The organism is Lentzea sp. DG1S-22 (assembly GCF_036321065.1).
GTDB lineage: Bacteria > Actinomycetota > Actinomycetes > Mycobacteriales > Pseudonocardiaceae > Lentzea > Lentzea jiangxiensis.
In genome coordinates, this window is record NZ_CP143276.1 from 8,024,681 (window position 1) to 8,045,544 (window position 20,864).

General features: G+C 70.1%; 17 protein-coding genes. 11 read left to right on the forward strand and 6 right to left on the reverse strand.

Annotation, left to right across the window (positions count from 1 at the left end):
• The first annotated feature begins 21 nt into the window (after positions 1-21).
• The 6 genes from V1227_RS38210 (at position 22) to V1227_RS38235 (ending at position 8,611) form a co-directional block, all read left to right on the forward strand.
• Entirely contained in the window at positions 22-2,766 is a 2,745-nt protein-coding gene (locus V1227_RS38210; protein WP_329789962.1) for a helix-turn-helix transcriptional regulator, read from the forward strand.
• Between the two features lie 238 nt (positions 2,767-3,004).
• Positions 3,005-5,743 (forward strand): nSTAND1 domain-containing NTPase, encoded by a 2,739-nt coding sequence (locus V1227_RS38215; protein ID WP_329789963.1) that lies wholly within the window; start codon positions 3,005-3,007, stop codon positions 5,741-5,743.
• 80 nt (positions 5,744-5,823) lie between these two features.
• The gene (locus tag V1227_RS38220) at positions 5,824-6,567 is read left to right on the forward strand and encodes an ABC transporter permease (RefSeq protein ID WP_329789964.1); all 744 of its coding nucleotides are present in this window, start codon (positions 5,824-5,826) and stop codon (positions 6,565-6,567) included.
• A complete protein-coding gene (locus tag V1227_RS38225) occupies positions 6,564-7,331 on the forward strand; it encodes an ABC transporter permease (protein WP_329789965.1) in 768 nt (255 codons plus the stop codon). The genes V1227_RS38220 and V1227_RS38225 overlap by 4 nt, the downstream gene beginning before the upstream one ends.
• Positions 7,315-8,112 carry an ABC transporter ATP-binding protein gene (locus V1227_RS38230; RefSeq protein WP_090101245.1) on the forward strand — a complete coding sequence of 266 codons (798 nt, stop codon included), beginning with the start codon at positions 7,315-7,317 and terminating at the stop codon, positions 8,110-8,112. Before V1227_RS38225 ends, V1227_RS38230 begins: the two co-directional genes overlap by 17 nt.
• A gap of 79 nt (positions 8,113-8,191) precedes the next feature.
• The gene (locus V1227_RS38235) at positions 8,192-8,611 is read left to right on the forward strand and encodes a DUF5956 family protein (RefSeq protein WP_329789966.1); all 420 of its coding nucleotides are present in this window, start codon (positions 8,192-8,194) and stop codon (positions 8,609-8,611) included.
• Positions 8,612-8,838: 227 nt separating this feature from the next.
• Here the strand turns inward: V1227_RS38235 and V1227_RS38240 are convergent, their stop codons facing one another.
• Both V1227_RS38240 and V1227_RS38245 read right to left on the reverse strand, forming a co-directional pair.
• Positions 8,839-9,585 (reverse strand): IniB N-terminal domain-containing protein, encoded by a 747-nt coding sequence (locus tag V1227_RS38240; protein ID WP_329789967.1) that lies wholly within the window; start codon positions 9,583-9,585, stop codon positions 8,839-8,841.
• A gap of 174 nt (positions 9,586-9,759) precedes the next feature.
• Complete coding sequence (locus V1227_RS38245; RefSeq protein WP_329789968.1) at positions 9,760-10,929, reverse strand: 4-hydroxybenzoate 3-monooxygenase; 1,170 nt, start codon at positions 10,927-10,929, stop codon at positions 9,760-9,762.
• Positions 10,930-11,127: 198 nt separating this feature from the next.
• Between V1227_RS38245 and V1227_RS38250 the strand changes: the two genes are divergently transcribed.
• The 5 genes from V1227_RS38250 (at position 11,128) to V1227_RS38270 (ending at position 16,992) form a co-directional block, all read left to right on the forward strand.
• Positions 11,128-12,123: an ABC transporter substrate-binding protein gene (locus tag V1227_RS38250; protein ID WP_329789969.1), complete on the forward strand. Its 996-nt coding sequence runs from the start codon at positions 11,128-11,130 to the stop codon at positions 12,121-12,123.
• Between the two features lie 299 nt (positions 12,124-12,422).
• A complete protein-coding gene (locus V1227_RS38255) occupies positions 12,423-15,110 on the forward strand; it encodes a sensor histidine kinase (RefSeq protein ID WP_329789970.1) in 2,688 nt (895 codons plus the stop codon).
• Positions 15,107-15,529, forward strand: a complete 423-nt coding sequence (locus tag V1227_RS38260) for a roadblock/LC7 domain-containing protein (RefSeq protein WP_090101257.1) — start codon at positions 15,107-15,109, stop codon at positions 15,527-15,529. Before V1227_RS38255 ends, V1227_RS38260 begins: the two co-directional genes overlap by 4 nt.
• A 26-nt stretch (positions 15,530-15,555) precedes the next feature.
• Positions 15,556-16,152 (forward strand): GTP-binding protein, encoded by a 597-nt coding sequence (locus V1227_RS38265; protein ID WP_329789971.1) that lies wholly within the window; start codon positions 15,556-15,558, stop codon positions 16,150-16,152.
• A gap of 324 nt (positions 16,153-16,476) precedes the next feature.
• Positions 16,477-16,992, forward strand: coding sequence for a snapalysin family zinc-dependent metalloprotease (locus V1227_RS38270; protein ID WP_236220894.1), 516 nt, complete (start codon positions 16,477-16,479; stop codon positions 16,990-16,992).
• Between the two features lie 42 nt (positions 16,993-17,034).
• On the opposite strand, the gene V1227_RS38275 is transcribed toward V1227_RS38270, so the two are convergent.
• The 4 genes from V1227_RS38275 to V1227_RS38290 form a co-directional block, all read right to left on the reverse strand.
• On the reverse strand, positions 17,035-18,867 hold the full coding sequence (locus tag V1227_RS38275; protein ID WP_329789972.1) for a diguanylate cyclase domain-containing protein: 1,833 nt from the start codon (positions 18,865-18,867) through the stop codon (positions 17,035-17,037).
• Positions 18,867-19,667, reverse strand: a complete 801-nt coding sequence (locus V1227_RS38280; protein ID WP_329789973.1) for an SAM-dependent methyltransferase — start codon at positions 19,665-19,667, stop codon at positions 18,867-18,869. Before V1227_RS38280 ends, V1227_RS38275 begins: the two co-directional genes overlap by 1 nt.
• A gap of 96 nt (positions 19,668-19,763) precedes the next feature.
• Positions 19,764-20,207, reverse strand: coding sequence for a hypothetical protein (locus tag V1227_RS38285; protein WP_329789974.1), 444 nt, complete (start codon positions 20,205-20,207; stop codon positions 19,764-19,766).
• Positions 20,185-20,814: an RNA polymerase sigma factor gene (locus tag V1227_RS38290; protein ID WP_329789975.1), complete on the reverse strand. Its 630-nt coding sequence runs from the start codon at positions 20,812-20,814 to the stop codon at positions 20,185-20,187. Before V1227_RS38290 ends, V1227_RS38285 begins: the two co-directional genes overlap by 23 nt.
• Positions 20,815-20,864: the final 50 nt, after the last annotated feature.

Here is a 20,864-nt window from a genome sequence, read left to right on the forward strand (position 1 = left end):
CGGTCTTGGGGGGAAGGCTGAATGCCACGCACCGAACGCCCGCTGGACTGCGAGGACACCGAGCTCGGCGCGTTCGCCGCCGATCTGCGCAAGCTCCGCGAGAAGGCGGGCAGACCGTCCTACCGGGCCCTCGCCTCACGCGCGCATTACTCCGCGGCCACGCTGTCGGACGCCGCCGGTGGCAAGAAGCTGCCCAGTCTCGCCGTCACGCTCGCGTACGTCACGGCGTGCGAGGGCGACGCGGAGGAGTGGGAACGGCGCTGGCGTGCCATCGCGGCGCCTCCGGACCGGACGACCGAGGCGCCGTACGTCGGGCTGAAGGCGTTCCAGGAAGAGGACGCCGACCGGTTCCACGGCCGCGAGAAGCTCACCGCGAAACTGGTCGAGCTCACGCGCGCACGGCCGTTCGTCGGGGTGTTCGGCGCGAGCGGGTCGGGCAAGTCGTCGTTGCTGCGCGCCGGTCTGATCCCGCGCCTTCCCCGTGCGCTGATCTTCACGCCCGGCGTCCAGCCCCTCGACGAGTGCGCCGTCCGCCTCGCGCGCCTCACCGGGCAGTCCGCCGTCGCGCTGAGCCACGAGCTCGCGGACCCGGCGGCGCTGGGCCTGCTGGTCCGGCAGTTCGACGAGCAACTGGTGCTCGTCGTCGACCAGTTCGAGGAGGTCTTCACCCTCTGCGGGCCCGAGCAGCGGGACTGGTTCGTGCGGGCTCTCGTCGGCGCCCCGCACGTGGTCATCGGCGTGCGGGCCGACTTCTACGGCCACGTCGGCCGCCACCCGGAGCTCGTCGAGGCGCTGGAGGACGCGCAGGTGCTCGTCGGTCCGCTGACGACGGACGAGCTGCGCCGCGCGATCACCGAACCGGCCCTGCACGTCGGGGCGACCGTCGAGTCCGCCCTGGTCATCCGGCTGGTGGCCGACGTCGTGGGGCAGGCGTCGGCGTTGCCGCTCGTGCAGCACGCCCTCGTCGAGACCTGGCACCGCCGCCGCGGCATGACGCTCTCGCTCGCCGGCTACGAGGAGGCGGGCGGCGTCGAGCACGCCGTCGCCCGCACCGCCGAGTCCGTCCACGAGCAGCTGAGCCCCGAGCAGCGGCAGATCGCCCGCCGCACGTTCCTGCGCCTGATCGCGCTGGGGGAGGGCATCGAGGACACGAAGCGCCGCGCGAACCGCGAGGACCTCGACGCCGAGGTTCTCGAACGCCTGGCCACGGCACGGCTGGTCACGCTCACCGAGCAGCACGCCGAACTCACCCACGAGGCGCTGATCCGGTCCTGGCCGCGCCTGCGCGAGTGGATCGACGAGGACCGCAACGCGCTGCGCGTGCACCACCAGCTCACCGAGGCCGCGGCGCAGTGGGACGGCGACCGCGACCTGCTCTACAAGGGCGCGCGGCTGGCCCAGGCCGCCGAGCTCGACCCCGAGTCGCTCACCGGACCCGAACGCGCCTTCCTCACGGCGAGCCAGGCCGACGGACGCCGCCGCGCCCGCCGCACCCGAGTGGTGGTCAGCGTGCTGTCGGTGCTGGTCGTGCTGCTCGCGAGCAGCGTGGTGTTCGCGGCGGTCCAGGCCAGGGAGGCGACGCGGCAGCGCAACGACGCACTGGCCGGACGTGCCGCCACCGAGGTCATGCGGCTGCTCCCGACCGACCCGGACAAGGCCGCCCGGCTCGCCCTCGCGGCCCACGCCGTCACGCCCGCCACGGCCACGCGGGACGCCGTGCTGAACGCGGACGCCGCCCGGTGGAGCTCGTACACCTCGACGCCGCAGATGCTGTCGTGGCCGGAGGGCGACTTCCTGACGCTGTCGACGAACAGCGAGTTCTTCCTCGGCACCCTGGGCTCCGGCGTCACCTCGGCCACGGTGCTCTTCCGCGGCCGGACTCCCGGCGACCGGCTCGCCCGCGTCGGCGAACGCGTGAACCGGACGGTGCTGAGCGGTGACGACCGGCGCGCGTTCACGCTGGAGGCCACCGGCGACGCCCAGGTCTGGGACGTCGCGCGGCCGGAGGAGCCGCACCGGCTCGGCACGATCGCCAACGCGCCGGCGGACCTGACCGTGAGCAGGGACGGCACCGCCGCCGCCGGGGTCGTGCGGACCGGCGAGCGCCCGCGGCACCGGGCGGTGGTCTGGGACCTGCGCGACCCGGCCCGGCCGGCGGAGGTGGCGGTGCCGGTGGAGCACGTCCTCTCCGCCGCCATGAGCCCGTCGGGCCGGGAGATCGCCCTGCTGCGCAAGGACAACGGCACGGGCACGGCCTACGCCGAGATCTGGGTGCTCGACGGCCCCACGCCCCGCCGCGGCACGTCGATCGCGCTGTCCGACGAGCCGCTGCAGGTCGTCACCTCGGCGGGCGGACGGGCGCTGGCCGTGCGGTTCGCCCGCGAGCTCGTCGTCTGGAAGACCGCGGGGGACGGCGAGCCGGTGCGGGTGCCGGTGGGCTCCTCGCAGGCCACCGCCGTGTTCGGCGACGACGACCGCAAGATCGCCGTGCAGACCGAGGCCTCGGTCGAGGTGTGGGACGTCGGCGGCGAGGGCCCCGGCGTCCGGGCGGGGTCGTTCGGGGGCTTCCGCGGCAACGTCCACGGCCTGCGTTACCGGGAGCGGGAGCAGGCGTTCGGCGTGGTCGACTCGACGCCGTCGATGTGGGCGCTGCACACCGACCTCGACAAGGTCGTCCGCGGGCTGTGCCGCGAGCGCGAGGCCGCGCTGTCCGACGAGGACTGGGCGAAGTACTTCCCCGGCGTTGAACGCGTGCCGGTCTGCTGAGCGGGGCCTGAGCCGCGGGTGGCGGAGGTGCGCGGCGACCGCCGCTGAACGAGGTTCTCCGGACGATGACGGGATGCCGAGACGGGAACGCCCTCTCGACTTCACCCGCCGTGTCCGGGCTGAACCCGCAGCACCAGGCTGGTGGAACGATCACGAAGCAGCCGCCGGGGTGGTGATTGGTTAGCGGGCCGTTAGACGGCGGGCGAACGTCTGGTGGACAATCCGGCCAGGAGGCGGCATGCCACGAGGGGAACGACCGCTGGGTCCGGAGGACACCGCGCTGCTGCGGTTCGCCGGTGACCTGCGTCGACTGCGCGACCAGGCAGGCAAACCGAGCTACCGCGAGCTGGCTCGGCGGGCGAACTACTCGCCGACCGCGTTGTCCGACGCGGCCGGGGGCCGCAAGCTGCCCTCGCTCGCGCTGACGCTCGCCTTCGTCCGGGCCTGCGAGGCCGATCCCGCGCCGTGGACCAAGCGCTGGCGTGAGTTGGCCGCCGAACACGCGCAGCCGTTGCACCCGAACTCCCCGTACCCCGGCATCGAGCCGTTCACCGAGCACGACGCGAAGCACTACTTCGGACGTGAGTTCCTCGTCGAGCAGATCGTCGAGTCGGTCCGGGCGAGGCCCGTGACCGTCGTCTTCGGCGCCTCCGGTTCGGGCCGGACGTCGCTGCTGCGCGCGGGCGTGCTGCCCGCCCTGGACGACGCCGTCGTGGTCACGCCGGGGGAGAACCCGGTCGAGGACCTGGCGGCCGCGCTCGCCGGCCTCTTCGAGAACACGACGGCGGACGCGCTCGCGGAGGAGCTCCGGCAGGACCCCGACCACCTGCGGCTGCGGCTGCGGCAGCACCGCCCCGGCCTCGTGCTCCTCGTCGACGACGCCGAGAAGGCGTTCGGCGCGGACGACTTCACCGCCGCCGTCACCCGCTGCCCGCACGTCGTCCTCGCGGTGCGGGCCGACCACCGGCAGCGCTGGCACGAGCTCGGCGCGGGCGGGGACGCCGCCGAGATCACCGTCGAGCCGATGAGCGCGGACCAGCTGCGCCGCGCGATCACCGAGCCCGCCGCCAGGATCGGCGCGACCGTCGAGACGGCGGTGGTCGCGCGCCTGGTCGCCGACGCCGCGAACCGGCACTCGCTGCCGCTGGTGCAGCAGGCGCTCGCCGAGACGTGGCGGCGCAAGCGCGGCATGACGCTGTCGCTCGCCGGCTTCGAGGAGTCCGGCGGTGTCGAGCACGCCGTGGCGCGGGCCGCGGAGACGTTCTTCGCCGGCCTCGGCGAGCAGGACCGGGCGGCGGCGCGGCAGGTCTTCCTGCGGCTGGTCTCCGTGCGGCGCAACGGGATCGCGCAACGCCGGGCACCCAGGCCGCTCGACGTCGACGCGGACCTGCTCGACCGGCTCGCGAAGGCCAGGCTCGTCACGCTCACCGAGGACGGCGCCGAGCTCACCCACGACGCCTCGCTGCGCTGGCCGCGGCTGGCCGCGTGGATCGACGAGGAACGCGAGAACCTGCGCACGCACCAGCAGCTCGTCACGGCGATGGAGCTGTGGGAGGCGAGCGACCGCGACCCGCTGGCGCTGTACCGGGGCGTGCGGCTGCGCAAGGCCAAGGAGCTCGGCGAGTTCCTGACGGTGCAGGAGCGCCGGTTCGTCGACATCAGCACCCGGCGCGAGACGCGCCGCTCGACGGCGTTGATAGCGGTCATGGCCGTGTTGATCGCGCTGGTGCCCGGAACGGTCGTGTACGCGCTCTCGAACGAACGCAAGATCACCGAGCTGGCCGGCCGGGAGCTCGGCGGCAAGGCGATCTCGGCGTCCGAGGCGCTGATGGAGCAACGCCGGCCGTACGCGGACAAGTACGCGCTGGTCGGCTACCGGGTCAGCCCGTCACCGGAGGCCGAGAAGGTGCTGCGGCTCGCCAACGCGGTGACGCGCGGCATCCCGTTCACCGGCACGCCGAAGGACGACGCGGACGTCGTGGTCGCGCCGCGCGGGGACATGGCCGCCGTCACCGACGCGGACGGCACCGACCGGATGTGGAGCCTCGACGAGGACGAGGCGGTGCCGGGCAGGAGGTTCGCCGACCGCCACCGGGTCGTCGAGCTCGCCGAACGCCGTGCCGTCACGAAGGACCACAGCGGCCAGGAACACCTCTGGGCCGTCAGCGACGCGGGCGACATCACCTACCTCTCGGCGCTGCCCGACCGGTTCCGCACGCTCGACCTCAGCCCGGACGGCTCGCGGGTCGTCGGCAAGGTGGGCGACGCGGCCGACGTCGGCCTCCCGACACCGGACGAGACCGAGCACGCCGAGCTCTACGACCTGAGCGACCCCCGGTTCCCCCGCAGGCTGCCGGTGCCGGTGCGCAACCCCGAGACGGTCGCGCTGAGCCACGACGGCCGCGAGCTCGCGACCGGCACCTGGGACCCGGACGCCGGCACCACGAAGATCGAGTTCTGGCACATCGGCGGCACCTACGAGCCCGCCTCGCCCGCGTTGTCGCAGAACGTCTACGTCCGCAGCATCACCTACAGCGGCGACGGCCGGTGGCTCGCCGTCGAGCACTCGCCCGAGTCGATCGTCGAGGTGTGGCAGCGGGTGCCGAGCGGCACGCCGGTGCTGCGCGCGCGGCTGGAGACCACGCTGCGGTCCGGTGCCCGCGTCACGTTCGCCTCCGAAGATCGAGTAGCGGTGGTGCGGGACAACGTCTTCGAGGTCCAGCGGCTCTACGCGTCCGACCGCTCCCCGGACCGGCTCGTGTACGTCGTCGGGCACGGCAACTCGACGCGGGCGATCCACCGGGCGCAGCACGACGACTTCCTCGTTCGCAGCGGGGGCCGCGATCCCGAACTGCTGCCGTACGAACTCGACGCCGGCGCCATCATCAAGAGGATGTGTGAAAAAGACGGCGCTCGGCTCACGGACTCCGAATGGGTGAAGAGCTTCGGCGAAGTGGAGCGCGTCGAAGTGTGCTGACCGCCGTGATGTAGGGGAAACAACCCGGAGTTGGGCAAACACGCATTGTGAAGCCGAGATCCACTCTCTAGGGTGACCGAGTGCGTGCGTTCACAAGGGGACTCCTCGGCATCGCCGGGTTCCTCGCTCTCTGGGAGCTCTTAGGACGCTCTCCCCTCATCCCTGCACACGCGCTACCGCCACCGTCCGTCGTGTTCGGTGAGCTCGTCGTGCAGTTGACCTCCCCCGATTTCATCAGTCATGTCGTGGCAACGGTCCTGGCCGTCCTGATCGCCATCGGGATCGCCATCGCCATCGCGGTGCCGAGTGGACTCGTGCTCGGGTCCGTTCCGGCCGTTCGCCACGCGACGCGCGCCATCATCGAGTTCCTGCGCCCGATCCCTTCTGTGGCACTGATTCCGCTCGCGCTGGTGATGCTCGGTTTCGGACCGGAAACCAAGATCACGCTGGCCGTCTACGCGGCACTGTGGCCGATCCTGTTCAACACCATCTACGCGCTCGACGAGCTCGACCCGTTGCTGGTCGAGACGTCCCGGGTCTTCGGCACCGGACGCGTGGGTGTGCTGTTCCGGGTGGCCCTGCCGAGCGCGTTGCCGTTCGTCCTCACCGGAATCCGGCTGGCGGCGACCACGGCGCTGATCGTGATGGTGAGCGTCGAGCTCATGGCGGGCAGCCAGATCGGTCTCGGCTACTTCATCATGGAGGCCCGCAGCGGACCCGGCCGGATGGACCAGGTGCTGGTCGGCACCGTGGTCGCCGGTGCGATCGGCGTCCTGCTGAACAACGGTCTCGAGCGCGTCCGCCGGCGTTGGGTGGCCTGGTGAGCAGATTCTTCCAGCGGTGGGCCGTGTTCGCCGGTCTCGTCGTCGTGTGGCAGGTCCTGGGCGTGCTCGCCGAGGACCCGTTCTTCCCGCCGCCGTCCGACATCGTGACGGCGGCCTGGGACTGGTGGGTGCTCGAGCCGGAGAACGTCACCGAGCACATCCTGCCGTCGGTCATCCGGCTGCTGTCCGGGTGGGCGATCGCCTCGGTGATCGGCGTCGCGCTGGGCATGCTGCTCGGCCGGTCGGACCGGGCGATGGAGTACGCGGGCCCGTTGCTCGTGTTCCTGCGCTCGATCCCGCCGCCCGCGCTCGTGCCGGTGTTCCTGCTGCTGTTCCAGGCGGGAACGTCGATGCAGCTCGCGACGATCGTCTTCGGCGTCATCTGGCCGGTGCTGCTCAACACGGTCGACGGGGCCCGCTCCGTCGACGTGACCAAAGTGGACACTTCCGCGGTCTTCCGGATCCCCCGCCACCAGTGGGTTCTCGGGGTGGTGCTGCCCGCGGCCTCACCGAAGATCTTCGCGGGACTGCGGGTGTCGCTCTCGCTCTCGCTGGTGCTGATGGTCATCTCCGAGCTCGTCGGAACGGACAACGGCATCGGCTCACAACTCATGCAGGCACAGCGCGAGTTCGACTACACGCGCATGTGGGCCGGGATCGTCCTGTTGGGCGTGCTCGGCTACGGACTCAACACCGCGCTTCTCGCGGTGGAACGCAGAGCGTTGGCGTGGCAACCGAGGAGTCGGGATGAGCAACATGCTTGAGGTGGCCGACCTAGGCCACACCTACGGCGACTACGAGGCCATCGGTGGCCTCACGTTCACCGTGCGCGCCGGCGAGCTGGTGTGCGTGGTCGGACCTTCCGGGTGCGGCAAGTCCACACTGCTGCGCACGATCTCCGGACTCATCGCACCTTCGCGCGGTGACGTGTCCCTGAAGGGCTCGCACCTCGCCGTCGTGTTCCAGGACTACTCGCGATCGCTGTTCCCGTGGCTCTCGGTGCAGGGCAACGTGGAGTTCCCGCTGCGGAAGCTCCCGCGCGCCGAGCGGCGTGCGCGGGCCGCCGAGGCGCTGGAGTGGGTCGGGCTGGGGGCGGCGGCGCGCAAGCGCCCGTGGCAGCTTTCCGGCGGTATGCAACAGCGTGTGGCGATCGCCCGCGCGCTGGCGTACCGGCCCGCGTTGTTGTTGATGGACGAGCCTTTCGCGTCCGTGGACGCGCAGACCCGGTTCGAGCTGGAAGACCTGTTGCTGCGCGTGCGCCGCGAGCACGACACGACAGTTCTCGTGGTCACGCACGACATCGACGAGTCGGTGTACCTGGGTGACCGGATCCTCGTGCTGTCGGGCTCTCCCGCCCGGCTGGTGGCCGACCTGGACGTGCCGCTGCCCGCCGAGCGCGACCAGGTGACGACGCGGACCGACGAGGCCTTCGTGGCGCTGCGGTCGAAGGTGGCGCGGCTGCTGAACGTCGGCAAGCCGTCGATGGACGTCGAGAAGTGGGCGGCCGCCGAACGCGAGTCGCTGAGCGAGACCGTCTCGTCCTGACGGTCGTTTCACGACAGCTGCGCCCCGGACCGCCGCGGTCCGGGGCGCGGTCGCGTCCGGGCCCTGGAACACTTGCCCCGTGAGCGGCTGGAACCTCTTCCTCGTCGTCGACGCGGAGCCCGTCGAGGTCTCCCGGGACGCTGCTCCGGACACGCGGGTGGTGCTGCTCGGGCAGAGGCGCATGCTCGCCTTGCCGGACAACGGGTACCAGCTCCTGCTCGCGTGGGCGGCCGGTCCGCGGCGCGTCGTGCGCACGCCCGTGCCGGTGCACCCGGACCAGGACCTCGTCGACACGTTCGTCAACTCCTACCTCGTGGACGCCGGTGTGCCGCCACGGCCGCGCGGGTTCGCCTGGTACCTGGACCTGCCGGACGGGCTGGAACCCGCGGACGTGTGGCGTGCGGTCGACGACGGTGCGGCACAAGGGATGCCGGTGGACCTGCTGCGCGTCCGCGAGGCGGTGGAACGCGGTGTGAGAGCGCTCTTCCGCAACGTCTGACGAAAGTCGTATGAAACGCGCCGGGGAAGCGGTGGCGTCGAGCGGGAACAGCTGTGCCCCGGACCCGTCGCGGCCCGGGGCACAGCTGCGTTCTCAGTGCCGACTGGAGGGTGTGGGCACTGGTGCGGGGAGACGGACGTCCGCGCTCGGGGGCAGAGCGCCGATCGGCCGCCGTGCGTTCCCCTTGAGCCGCCCGGACGAGGACCGGGCGGGTCGGGTTCTCCTGCTCAGAGGTGGATGTTCAGGTCGCCGTTGCCGACGCCGCCGTCGAGCAGGTCGACGTCGCCGAGCTTGACGTCCCCGATGACCTGGCCGAGGTCGGTGTGCACGTCGCCGACCTGCGCGACGTCCTGGACCACGTTGCCGGTCACGTCGCCGGTGAGGTTGCCGGTCACGTCGACGACGTCCTTGACGTCGAGGTCCACCGAACCGATGACGTCCTCGACCAGCACGTCGGTGTCGACGACGTCCTTCACGAGCACGTCGGTGTCGAGGTCCTTCACGAGGACGTCGGACACGCCGTGGACGTCGGCCACGTCGGTCACCTTGGAGACGACGGCGTTGTCGCCGGCGACGTCCGTGACGGTGGCGACGACGTTCTCGGTGTGCAGCACGTCGAGCGTGCCGGTGACGTCACCGATGCCGCCGAAGTCCGTGACCAGCGCGGTGATGGCGGCGGGGGAGGCGACGTCGGCCACGCCGGCGACGTCCACGACGTTGTCCGTGATCAGCTTCAGGCTGTCGACGGCGGTCAGGTCGCCCGCCTCCACCAGGACCTTGTCGATGGCGTCGACCTTCACGACGGACGCGCTGTCGAGCACCAGGGGCAGGATCTCCTGCACGTCCACGGGGGAGATGTCGCCCAGACCGGCAGCCTCGAGGCAGCCCTCGGGGTCGAGCTGGAACGCCTCGCGGGCGTCCAGGTCGCCGAGCAGGGTGAGGGTGAAGTCGTGCAGCGTCTGCTGGGTGCCCATGGAACTCAAGCTCCTGTAGGTGGATCGGGGGATGTCGTGCTGAACCGTATGGATGAACGACATCCCCCGGCATCGGGAGTTGGCCCCAGATCGTGACCTTGTGAGATCCCTAGGGGGTTCGATGTCACCCGTTAGGGGGGTGGGGATTTCACCCCACAGGGCTGTTTTGAGTCCTCAGGGGCCGACGTAGTTCTCCGCGAAGGTGGCGCGGTAAGCCGGGGACTCGGCCAGGTGCTCCAGCCGTGCCTGGGCCAACCGTCCGAAGAACGGCGAGCTGACGTCGGTGTGGATCATGTTCACCATCCACTGGGAAAATTCCTGCGCACGCCACACCCGGCGCAGGCAGTCCTCCGAGTAGGTCTTGAGCCCGGTCTCGGATCCGGTGCTGTAGTAGTCGACAAGCGCACGTCCGAAGGTTGCGGCGTCGTTCATGGCGAGGTTCATGCCCTTGGCGCCGACGGGGGTGATGATGTGTGCTGCGTCACCCAGCAGGTACAGCCGGCCGTAGGACATCGGCTCCACCACGTGGCTGCGCATGTCGAGAACGCGTTTCTCGATGATCTTCCCCTCGGTCAGCGTCCACGACGAGTCGTGCAGTGCGAATCGTTTGTGCAGTGCTTCCCAGACCTGTTCGTCGGACCAATCCTCGGCTTTTGTCCCGACCGGCACCTGCAAATAGAATCGGGACACCGAGGGTGACCGCAGCATGTGCCCGGCGAAACCGTCCTCGTGCAGCGCGTAAATGATGGCTTTAGTCGACGGAGGGGCCTCCGCGAGAATGGCCAGCCACTCGATCCCGTGCTGGTGCGTGAATTCCGTCAGCACCCCCTGGGGAATGGATGGACGGCTTACACCATGAAATCCGTCACATCCGGCCACGAAGTCGCTCGTGACGGTCTCCCGTGACCCGTCCGCGCTGGTGAAGGCCACTGACGGCGTAGAGGACGTCAGGTCTCGCAACTCCACGTCGCTGACCGAGAACCGGATGTCACCCCCGGCGGCCAAGAATCCCCCGATGAGGTCCTTGACCACTTCCTGCTGGGGGTAGACGTAGTGTTCGCGGCCGCCGTACAGGTCGCTGTACGACACCTGAAACACCTGTCCGCTCACGCGGAATTCACACGTTCCGTGACGGTCTGCTTCCATCAGCAAACGATCTGCCAGACCGAGTGACTCCAACATGGTCACGGAGCGGTGCTCCAGGACTCCCGCCCGTGGCCGGGTTTCCACATGGGTGCGACTGGCCTTTTCGAGGACGACGCAGTCGATACCTGACTGCTGGATCAAGTTTGCCAAGGTCAGACCGGCCGGCCCGGCGCCGACAACGGTCACAGCGCGCTTCAACTGGGGTTCTCCTAGCCCTAGACCTGCTGTGCTTAGATGCTCACCGCAGGTAGTGGACTGGAACCTGCTCGTGTCGGTCAACTGGGGTCTTTTGGAGCAGCATCACTACTCTGAGTGGTTGACCGTCGCGATCATTCCCCGCAACGACGACACCGCTCCGACAGGAGAGTGCTCCCGATGACTCGAAGAGTCCGCCGTATGGCCATCCGTGGCATCGCCCTTGCCACGCTGCTCGCCACCGTGGCGAGCTGTGGTGCGCTCGGCGGCACAGAGCAGGCGCCCCCGGCCGACGCGAACAGCGGCGGCCCGGTCGAGAAGACCAAGATCACCCTGGGTGTCCTGCCGATCCTCGACGTGGCCTCCGTCCACGTCGCGATCAAGCAGGGTTTCTTCAAGGCCGAGGGCCTCGAGGTCGACCTCAAGGTCATCCAGGGTGGCGCGGCGGCCATCCCGGGTCTCGTCAGCAAGGAGCTGGACTTCACGTTCGGCAACTGGGTCTCGTTCTTCGCCGCCGAGTCGAAGGCCGCCGCCAAGCAGGTCGACGGGATCAAGCTCATCTCGGACGGCTACCAGGCCAAACCCGACATGTTCCTGATCTTGGCCAACGGTGACTCGGCCATCAAGAGTCCTGCCGACCTCGCCGGCAAGACCATCGCGATCAACACGTTCAAGAACATCGCGGAGCTCACCGCGAAGGCCACGCTCGAGGCCGCGAACGTGGACGTGAACTCGGTCAAGTTCAAGGAAATGCCGTTCCCGGACATGCAGGCCGCGGTCCAGAACAAGACCGTCGACGCGGCCTTCATGGTCGAGCCGTTCATCACCCGCGCGCAGCGGGCCGCCGGTCAGATCAAGGTGCTGGACGCCGCGTCCGGCCCGACCGACAACATCCCGATCGCGGGTTACGCGACCACCGGCGCCTTCGCCAAGGCGAACCCGAAGACCGTCGCCGCCTTCCAGCGCGCGATGGCCAAGGGTCAGGCCGCCGCGACCGACCGCCCCACGGTCGAGCCGCTGCTCGTCGAGTACGCCAAGGTCGACAAGGAAACCGCAGGTCTCGTCCACTTCGGCGCCTTCCCGACCACGCTCGACGCGACGCGTCTGCAGCGCGTCGTCCAGCTGATGCAGCGCTACGGGATGCTGGACAAGGAGCTCGACGTCAAGCCGATGCTCATCCAGCCCTCCGGCAGTTGACGAACAGCGCGGGTGCCTGTGATCGAGCCGTTATCACGGCCACCCGCGCTCCTCGTTTCCTCCAGATGAATTATCGCTCAGGGGCCGTTTAGCCGCCCGCATCAAAGTTGTTGATTCTCGAACCAGCCGTTTTGTCGTCCGAACGGCGGTATGAGAACAGCGTGTTTTACTCCAAGATCCACCAGGTTTGCTGCTATTAAACGGGGCGGGGAGTGTTGACGGTGCGCGGTCGTGAGGACCAGCGAGGCATCGACCGGTTCCGCCTACGCAACTGGCGGTTGCGGAGCAAGCTCGCAGTGGTGTTGCTAGTTCCGGCCCTGAGCACCGCGACTCTCGCGGGCCTGAGGCTGAACACCCAGCTCGACGACGTCGAACTCTTCGGCAACGTCCAGCGCGAGCTCGCCGTGAGCCACCAGGCCGCGAGGGTGGAGAACGCGCTCCAGGTCGAGCGCGACTGGGCCGTGCAGTGTGTTGCCGCGGGCAGGCAGAACGCGTGCCCCGAGCACGCCGCCCGTACCGGTCTCACGGACACGGAACTGGGCAAGTACCGGGATTCGGGCGCGACGGCCACGGCCTTGAGCGCGCCCTTGCAGGAAGCTTTCACCAAGTCGTTGCAGTCCCTCGACGGACTGGCGAGCTTGCGCGTGACGTTGCTGAGCACCAAGTACCCCGACGTCGCGGTGATCAGCGCGTACAACCAGATCATCGCGTCGCTGACGCAGGTGCACCGCGCCGCGATCTCCAGCCTCAGCGAGCCGGAGATCGTTCCGCTGGCGACGGCCGCGCTGGCGCTCTACAGCGCGCAGGAGCAGCTGGGCCAGCAGAACTCGATCCTGACGTCCACCGCGCTGCGCCGGGTGTTCGCCCCCGGTGCGGCGGACGAGCTGCGTGCCGCGCAGTCCCGTTTGGACGCCGCGTTCGCCGAGTTCAACGACGTCGCGTCGGCGACCAACCGGCAGAAGTTCCAGGACGTCGTGTCCGGTTCGTCGGTGGACGGTCGCAACCGGCTCGTCAAGCTCGCGCTGGCGCAGGACTTCGAGCGCAAGCCGGTGTCCATCACCGACGCCGAGGTGCTCAAGATCGGTCAGGACACGGCGAACCTGATCCGCGAGGTTGCGACCGACCTCGAGGGCCAGGCCGACGCCACCGCCACGAGGCTGGCCGGCCAGGCGCGCTCCGACGCCTGGCGCGACGCCGCGCTGGTCGCGATCTCGCTGCTGATCGCCTTCGGCCTCATGGCCATGGTCGCCCAGTCGATGCTGCGGCCGCTGCGCATCCTGCGCCGCAGCGCGCTGGACGTAGCCCGCAACCAGCTGCCCGAGGCGATCAAGCGAATCCGTTCGCACCGCGACCCCGAACGGGCCGCGGAAGAGGCGATCGTCCCCGTGCCGCTCAACACGACCGAAGAGGTCGGTCAGGTCGCGCGGGCGTTCGACCTGGTGCAGCGCGAAGCGGTCCGCCTCGCCGTCGAGCAGGTGGCCCTGCGCGCGAACGTCAACGACATGTTCATCAACCTGTCGCGGCGCTCGCAGGCGTTGGTGGAGCGGCAGATCAGCGTGATCGACCGGCTCGAGCAGGACGAGCAGGACCCCGACCACCTGGCGTCGCTGTTCGAGCTCGACCACCTCGCGACGCAGATGCGCCGCAACAGCGAGAACCTGCTGGTGCTCTCCGGCACGACGGTCAACCGCCGCGTCACCCGTCCCGTCGCGATCGCCGAGGTGCTCGGCGCCGCGGTGTCCGAGGTGGAGAAGTACGCGCGCGTCCAGATCGCCCCGACGCCGGAGCTGATGGTGCAGGGCCGCGTGGTCAACGACCTCGCGCACCTCGTGGCCGAGCTGCTCGACAACGCCACGGCGTTCTCCAAGCCGACCACCAAGGTCACGGTGCGGACGATAGAGACCCGCAAGGGCGAGGTCGCCATCCGCATCCACGACCGCGGCGTCGGCATGCAGGAGAACGACGTCGTCGAGTTCAACGCGAAGCTCGCCGAGCCGCCGGAGGTCGACGTCTCCGTGGCCCGCGAGATGGGCCTCTACGTGGTCGGCCAGCTCGCCAAGCGCCACGACATCCGCGTGACGCTCGCGAACAACGACGACATCGAGGGTGGTGTCACCGCCCAGGTGGTCCTGCCGGCCTCGTTGCTGCACAAGGGATCGGCTCCCGCCCTGCCGCTGCCCGCCGCCTCCGCCCCGCCTGCGGCCGGAGTCGAGTCGACCGGCGAAGGCTTGTCGGGTGTGCCGAAGTGGACCCCCGAGCACCCGGTCGTCGTGCCGGGGCCTGCCGCCGCCGAGGAGAACTCCGGGCGGCACCGCATCGAGCAGACGTCCGCGGACGGCCTGTTCACCGCGCGGATCGAGGCGACGGAAGAGGCCGCCGAGGACGGTTACACCTACGAACCGCCGATCGAGCGCCCGGCCGAGCCGGCCACCGAGATCTTCCCGGCGATCGTGGACGAACCGGAGATCTCGCACGACGAGCTGTCGCGGTGGTTCCAGACCCCCGCGGCCCCCGAGCCCCCTGCGAAGGACGTTCCGCCGGCGACGCCGGAACGAACCGAGGGCGAGGAAGCGGAGCCCGTCACCGTGAACGGCCTGCCCAAGCGGCAGCGTTCGGCGGACACCGTGAAGATCGAGGCCCCGACGGCGGTGCCGCGTGCGGTCGCGGACTTCGCCGAGTCCGACTGGGGAGCGGCGGACGAAGGCTGGAAGGCCGCGGGAGCGCTGGACAAGAGCGCACCCGCGCAGACGACGGAGAACGGTCTGCCCAAGCGCGTCCCCAAGGCGCGCCTGGTCCCCGGATCGCTGCCCAAGCCGTCGTCGCCCGCACCTCAGCTCGCCACCGCCGCGGCCGTCCCCGGCCGGTCCGCGGACCGGCTGCGTCAGCGGTTCGCCACGTACCAGAAGGGTGTCCAGATGGGCCGGGAGTCGCTCTTCGACTCGGCCGTCGGAGGCATCCCCGTGATCGCAGAAAGGGAACACCAGTGACCACCGCGACTGAGGAACTGGACAACTTCAGCTGGCTGGTCGAGGACTTCGTCAGCAGGGTCGCCGGTGTCGCGCACGCGATCGTCGTCTCCGCCGACGGCCTGCTGCTCGCCTCGTCCGAGCGCCTGCCGCACGACCGCGCGGAGCAGCTCGCCGCCGTGGCCTCCGGCCTGGTCTCGCTGAACCTCGGCGCGGCGCGCTGCTTCGAGGCCGGCGACGTCAAGCAGACCGTCGTCGAGATGGAGCGGGGCTACCTCTTCCTGATGTCCATCAGCGACGGGTCGTGCCTCGCCGTGCTCGCCGCCCCCAACTGCGACATCGGGCTCATCGGTTACGCGATGACCCGCCTGGTGGAGCGCGTCGGTCTGCAGCTGACGCCGGAGATCCGCGCCCAGCTGCACGTGTCCATGCGGGCCTGAGTGTCCAAAGTAGAAAGAAGTTCCCCATGAGCAACGGTGCTCCGGGTCGTCCGGGGTCACCTGGGGCCGGCCTGGACGTGACGTCGGCGAAGATCGTCGTCGCGGGCGGTTTCGGCGTCGGCAAGACGACCTTCGTCGGATCGGTCTCCGAGATCACCCCGTTGACCACCGAGGCCGTGATGACCCAGGCGTCGGTCGGGATCGACGACCTGTCCGCGGTGCCGGACAAGGTGACCACCACGGTGGCCATGGACTTCGGCCGGGTGTCGCTGGACAGGGACCTGATCCTGTACCTGTTCGGCACGCCGGGACAGCACCGGTTCTGGTTCATGTGGGACGACCTCGTCCGCGGCGCGATCGGCGCCGTGGTCATGGTCGACACCCGCCGCATCGACGACGCGTTCGCGCCCATCGACTTCTTCGAGGACCGCGACCTGCCGTACGTGATCGCGGTGAACTGCTTCGACGGGCTGATGCACCACCGGGCCGAGGAGATCCGCGACGCGCTGACGATCTCGTCGTCGGTGCCGATAATCCCCTGCGACGCGAGGAACCGTCAGTCGACGAAGCAGATCCTCATCGCGTTGGTGGAGCACGCGCTGCGCCAGCCTTCGTTCGCCTAGAACTCCGCTCCCGCGGAAATCGGGGCCGGTGCCGACTTCGGCACCGGCCCTTCCGCGTTCGGCCTTCCGGTCCATCAGGGCGAACCGCGTGTGAACAGTTATCCGCCCGTTCGGCGGCGCCCTGGCCGAGGCGGAAAAGGCGGGGGAGTCCGGTGGTAGGGGGCGTTTCCGCTCGCCGCGCCGCAGGTCACGTGCGTGGACGTGGCGATCACCTACGAACGCACTTGATCGTGCCAGCGCCGCTTCACACTTGACTCTTCTTGTGCGCCAACGCCTCGGCGATACAGTCGGGGTGCAATTACCCTGCATTGCGAGGAGATTCCTGTGTCCCTGCGCAAAACAATTGCCGTGGCGGCCAGTGTCGTCGGCCTCTCGGTCGGCCTCATCGGCACCGCGGAGGCCGCGCCCCGCATCGTCACCTACAACTCGAGCAACACCGGCGAGTTCCAGGCGGCGATCGACAAGGGCGCCCAGATCTGGAACGCCAGCGTGGTGAACGTGCAGTTCCGGAAGGTGACCGGCGCGGCGAACGTCACCGTCAGCGTGGACAACCAGTGGCCCCGCGCCTACGTGACCAGCCTCGGTCGCGGCCGGTGGGTCATGGGCCGCCAGGCGGTCAACGAGGGCCACGACACCGTGCGCATCTCGTCCCACGAGTTCGGCCACCTGCTCGGTCTGCCCGACCGCAGGACGGGGCTGTGCACCGACCTGATGTCCGGCGCCAGCGCCGGCACGTCGTGCAAGAACCCCAACCCGAACACCAGGGAGAAGGCCGAGGTCGAGGCCAACTTCCGCACGCTCGTGACGGTCAAGGCGACGACGTACGAGGACGCCGCCTGACCAGCCGGTGGGTGGCCGTGGTCTCCTGACGGCCACGGCCGCTCACCGCGACACGACGAGGTCCACCCCGAGCGCCCGCAGCTCGTCCGGATCGCCCGGCCCGCCGATCACGTGCACGCCGGCCGACCGCACCAGCGGCACCACCAGCGCGAGCCCCTGCCGCGCCAGCCGTTCCGACGGCGCACGCGCCAGCCGGACGCCCCAGACCGGACTGCGGTCCACAGTGGACAACCCGGCGAAACCACCGCCGAACTCGTGCAGCAGGACGTGCACGCCCATGTCGTGCAGCACGTCGAGGTTCTCCTCGCCGTCGGGCATCGCGCGGACGTCCAGCGCCAGGAACAGCGACGAGGCGGGGAAGGCGCAGTCCCGCAGCGCCGCGCGCACGTGGGCCGCGAGGTCCGGGTCGCGGGACTGGTCCCGCGACAGCCTGATCAGCACCGGCTCGCCGCGCGAGCAGGCGTCCCGCAGCAGCAGGGTTCCCGCCTTGGACGCGAGACCCAGGGCGTCGGCGTAGGCCACCACGTCGTCGTGCCGGGTGTCGCCCCACCGCAGCGAGGCCTCCTGGAAGGCCTGTCCTCCCGAGATCCACGACACCGGCGCGTACTCGACGAAGATCGCGCCGTTCTCGAAGGCGCCGGGCATCGAGGCGATCCGCGCGAATCGGGTGCGGTCGGCGGCGTCGGCCTCGTGGTCGTAGAGGCCCCACTGCCTCTTGCCGCCGGCCTCGGCCCTGCGCAGGGTCGAGTGCGCGCGCCGCAGCACGACCGTCGGGTCCGCGCCGGGACCCGAGGTGTGCACGAAACCGATCGACGTCGACACCGCCACGCCCGCGCCCTGGAGGTAGACCGGCTCGGACAGCTCCTCGTCGATCAGCGCCGCCAGCGCCGCCACGTCGGGGGAGCCGTGGATCAGCACCACGAACTCGTCACCGCCGACCCTGGCCACCACGGCGTCCGGCAGCACGAGCCGCAGGCGGCGCGCCACCTCGGCGAGCACGGCGTCGCCCGCCGCGTAGCCGAGGCCGTCGTTGACGATCGTCAGGCTGTCGACGTCGAGGTACGCCAGCGTGTGCGGCTCGCCCGTCGCGAGTGCGGACTCCAGCTTGTCGGTGAACGACGCGCGGTTCGGCAGGCCGGTCAGCAGGTCGGTGAGGGACTGGTGCCGCAGCCACTCCTGCAGCATCCGCTGCTCGGTCACGTCCTCGACCAGCGCGACGTGGAACTTGGGCAGCCCGTCCGAGCCGCGCAGCACCGACAGCACGACGTCCGCCCACACCGTGTCGCCGTTGTCGCGCGTGAGCTCCCACTCGCGCCGGTCGGTGTCCACAGAGGACTCGACCATCCGCCGCGCGGCGGCGGCGAGCGCGGCCGCGTCCGCCTCGGTGAACAGCTCCTTGGGCATCTCCTCGTGGCCGAGGATCGCCGCCAGGGCCTCGTTGGCCTCCACCACCGCGCCGTCCAGGTCGAAGATCGCGATGCCGACCGCGGTGGTGGCGAAGACCTGGGCGAAGCGGGCCTCGCTGTCGTGCAGCTCGCGCTGCGCGTCCTCGACGGCCTTCAGCAGCGAGTTCTTGACCTTCTCCTGTTCGGCGAACAACTGGTCGCGCGTCGCCCGCACGTACCCCGACGCCAGCGCGCCCAGCACCTCGGGCGGGAACTCCGGCCCGAGCACCTCGAGCGTGCGCCGCAACGAGTCCGGGCCGGTGAAGCGCTTGCGCACCAGCCACTCGCCGACGGCGACCGCCGCCTGCCCGGCACGCAGCCGGGCGGCGTGTTCCTCGAGGCGCTGCGTCAGCTCCCGCCGCGACATCGGCGAGTACGCGCTCTCGATCAGAACGGCCGCCCAGCGCTGTGCGACGGGCTCGGCGGACATCAGGGCTTGCGACCCACCGCTGCGTAGAGGTTGGCCTTCGACGGCTCCGCGCCGACGTCCTCGGGCGTCTCGGGCCGCCACTCGGGCGTGAACACGATGCCGGGTTCGACGATCTCCGTGCCCGCCAGCATGTCGGCCACCTGCGCCCTGGTGCGCGGGGTGATCGGCTCCGCGGTCTTGGCGAAGATCTCCCTGCCTGCCGCCATCGCCGCCGGCATGCTGTCCGCGGTGAAGTGCGACAGCGCCAGGTAGGAACCGGAGGCGAGCGAGTCGACGTACCGGGAGAGCACGCCCCACGGGTCGTCCGAGTCGGGGATGAACTGCAGGACGCCCACGACCAGCAGGCCGACCGGCTGCGAGAAGTCGAGGTGCTCCCGCGCCTGCGCGACGACCTTCTCCGGCTCGCGCAGGTCGGCCAGCAGCGCCGTCACGTTCGGCTCGTCGGCGAGCATCAGCTCGGCGTGCGTGATCGCGACCGGTTCGAAGTCGACGTACACGACCTTCGCGTCCGGGGCGACCTCGTGCGCCACCTCGTGCACGTTGCCGACCGTCGGGATGCCCGAACCGAGGTCGAGGAACTGGCGGATGCCGAGGTCCGCCAGTTCGAGGACGGCACGGCGCAGGTAGGCGCGGTTGAGCCGCGCCATTCCCCGCACCGGCAGCACTGTGATCAGCTCTTCCGCCGTCGCCCGGTCGGCCTCGAAGTTGTGCCCGCCGCCGAGCAGGTAGTCGTAGATCCGGGCGGAGCTCGGAACGTCGACGTTGACACCTTCCGGAACCCAGCTGACTCGATCGACCACAGCGACACCTCTCGGGATGCGAATTCCGGGCCCGACAACCCTACTGGCCGCGGATGTGGGCCGAACGAGCGAATTCCGCCATCGCACGGAGGTGAGTCAGAGGATGAACCAATCGGTGCAGCCGCCGGTGAACCGGAACCTGACCGGGCCCCGCGGTGCCGCTCCCATCACGAACATCCCCAGTTCGTCGACCGCTGCGGTCTCGTGGTCGCCGTTCGGCGTCACGAGCGTGACCGACCCGGAGGCCGGCATCAGCTGGCCGGTGACCCCCGCCGCCGACACCTCGACCTGCAGCATCACCCCGTCCGCGTCGAACACGAGCTGGCGCGCCGTCGCCGTCGCCCGGGCACGGGAGAACAGCGTGTCGTCCAGCACCGAGTCGTACGACGTGATGAGCAGCAGCTCCTCGTCGACGGTCCGCCAGGTGAACGCCGCCTTCGCGGCCTCGACGAACTCCGGCGGTACTTCGTCGGGAGGTGTGCTCAACGCGTCGCGCAAGGCGTCGAGCAGTACTTCGTCACTGTCCCAGTCGTGCCGCACCCAGCACACCTCCTCTCGTTGACGACTTCCTCTGCGGCGAGCCCAGGAACGCCGAGACCGCCGGGGTCTTGCGGAGCTTCTCGAGGCACCGGATCCGCGTCGGGCCGATGCTGCCGACCGGCATCGCGAGCTCTTCGCTCACGACCTGGTAGCTCGGCGGCGGATCGGTCATCAGCTTCGTCAGCAACCGCTTGCACTGGTCCGTGAGCTCGGCGAACCCGTCCCGCAACGCCTGCCGCCGCTCCACGGCCAGCAGGTCGGCCTCCACGTCCGCGTCCACCTGTTCCGACTCCAGCGCGTCCGATTCGGACAGGGGGTCGTACAGGTGCGTCCGCTGCTGCACGCGCAGCACGCGCAGGCACTCGTTGCGGGTGGTCGTCATGATCCAGCCGGGCAACGCCTCCGGCTCGCGCAGGCGGCCGATCTGCTCCACGAGCCGGAGCCACAGCGTCTGGTTCACGTCGGCCGCGTCCGACGGGCGCAGCCGGTGCTTGTAGATCACCGACACCACCAGCGGCGTGTAGCGGTCCACGATCTCGTTCCACGCAGACTGGTCGCCCGCGGCCGCCGCGCTCACGAGCGCGGCGATCGGGGAGGCAGAGGTCACGTCGACTCCTTGCGGTCACAACTTGCGGAGGCCGAGGTCGCTCCCCAGAT